Annotated in this window: 3 protein-coding genes; 2 read left to right on the forward strand and 1 reads right to left on the reverse strand. The window is 71.3% G+C overall.

Annotated elements, in window-relative coordinates:
- Together WBA11_RS12370 and WBA11_RS12375 are read left to right on the forward strand one after the other, a co-directional pair.
- On the forward strand, nucleotides 1–556 hold a 556-nt coding region (locus tag WBA11_RS12370), incomplete at its 5' end, for a ParA family protein (protein WP_424520984.1).
- Nucleotides 557–602: 46 nt separating this feature from the next.
- The gene (locus WBA11_RS12375; protein ID WP_424520985.1) at nucleotides 603–1019 is read left to right on the forward strand and encodes a hypothetical protein; all 417 of its coding nucleotides are present in this window, start codon (nucleotides 603–605) and stop codon (nucleotides 1017–1019) included.
- Here WBA11_RS12375 and WBA11_RS12380 read toward each other — a convergent pair.
- Nucleotides 1016–1971 (reverse strand): serine/threonine-protein kinase (locus WBA11_RS12380; protein WP_424520986.1); only part of this gene is annotated, 956 nt, incomplete at its 5' end. The genes WBA11_RS12375 and WBA11_RS12380 overlap by 4 nt on opposite strands.

Raw genomic sequence — 1971 nt, forward strand, 5'->3', positions numbered from 1 at the left:
GGACAAGCCGCTCGCCGAGAACGGCGGCGCGCTCCACCTCGTCCCGGCCAGCCGACAGCTCGTCCAGTTCGAGGGCCAGGCCGTCGCCCGGCTCGCCAATCGGCTCGTGGCGCTGCTCGACGCCGTCGAGGCGGACTACGACTTCGTCGTCATCGACTCACCGCCCCAGGCGTCGGCGCTCGTCACGGCCACGCTCGCGTCCGCCGACGAGGTCTACGTGCCCGTAGCGTCAGGCCGCGGCGCGCTCGACGGGCTCGTCGACGTCGTCGAGCTCTCAAAGCGGTTCGGGACGACGCCCGTGTCGGGCGCCTTCGCCACGCGCGTCAACGTGTCGAGCCACCACGACCTCGACCTCGCCGAGTACGTCGCGGGCCAGGTGGCGGGGCCAGACGGGGAGGGGGGGCTCAAGACGTACATCCGGGAGACCGTCCGCGTGCGGGAGTCCGAGATGGCCCGCGTCCCGCTCCCGTTCTACGACCGCTCGTCGACGGCCGCGCAGGACTACGCGGCGCTGGCCGACGAGATTGAGGCGCGCCCGTCGCCCCGGATCATCTGAAACGTAGGCTCTACTCCCTAGCATCTAGCGTCTAGACCATAGACCCATGGCAGCATCCCGCAAGCCCCGTCTCAACATCGAACCGGCTACAGCCGACGGTACCGCATTCGAGGGCGCCTTCGGCACAGCTCCGGCCCCAGCCGAACCGGCGGCCTCGAAGCCCAAGGCGAAGAAGGCCGCTCGGAAGACAGCCGCTGGCGGCGCCGTCGGACCTGCAAAACCCGTCCAGCGGCCGAAAGCGCCTGCCCCCGGCGACGATGCGTACGAGCGGACCATCCAGGGCAACTGGAACGTCCCGGCATGGATGCGCGCCAAGGTTCGCGCGGCGGCCGAGGAGAGCGGTACGAGCCAGAACGACTTCGTCCAGGAGGCGCTCCAGCGCCACATCGACGAGACCGAGCGGAGCAGGGGAGGGGGGTTCGCCCTCGAACCCCGCCACTTCGGGAATCTGCGCAGTCGTTAGCCGCGTCCCAGCGCGCGAGCGACCGCAGCCGAAGCGAGGGCTGAAACGGCCATGAGCGCGAGCAGAGCCGTATTCGAGACGGCTACGGACGGACGCCGAGGCTCCATGCGGAGCGACGCTCGAACCTCGGCCAGGAGGTCCACCGCCGTCGCAGGCCGGTGACCCACGTGCGGGCTCGTTGCCCGCGCAGCGAGCGCGTCGAGCCGCGCGTCGAGCCCATTCCTTGATCTGGGAGCACCTTCAACCAGGTCGCGGAGCACGACGCCCAGCGCGTACACGTCGGACGCCAGAGTCGGCGCGCCCCCGGCCACGAGCTCCGGCGCGGTGTACACGTAGGTGAACGGCCGGTGGGGCAGGGGAGGGGCCTCGGCGTCCCGCCAGCGCGCCGCCACTCCGAAGTCGAGCAGCTTTGCGACCGGGCGCCCCTCGTCGTCGTCGGCCACCAACACGTTGTCGGGCTTCACGTCACCGTGGACGACCCCGCGCCCGTGGACGTGCCGGACGGCCTCGCAGAGCTGGACGAACAGGTCGGCCCGGTCGCGGAGGCCGAGCCGCCGCCGGTCGGCGTACGCCGTGATCGGTTCGCCCTCCACGAACTCCATCACGAAGTAGGGTCGTCCGTCGGCCGTCCGCCCGGCGTCGTAGAGCTGGGCAACACCGGGATGTCCGAGGGCTGCGAGGTGGCGCCGTTCCTCGCAGAATCGTTCGAGGTCGGGGTCGAGCGCGTCGTCGTCCGCGACGGGACCAGAGAGCACCTTGACCGCGGCGCGGAGCCCCACGTCGGGACGTTCGGCGAGGTAGACGACGCCCATCCCGCCGCGTCCCAGCTCCCTGACGATCCGGTAGGCGCCGACCGCGTCGCCAGAGGCGAGCGCGGGGTCGGCGACATGGGCCGCGAACGTCTCGGCCGCTGGTTGGGAGAGGAAGTCGGCCTCTGGTGCCACGTCGAGAG

This window comes from Rubrivirga sp., from assembly GCF_049648075.1.
Taxonomy (GTDB): domain Bacteria; phylum Bacteroidota; class Rhodothermia; order Rhodothermales; family Rubricoccaceae; genus Rubrivirga.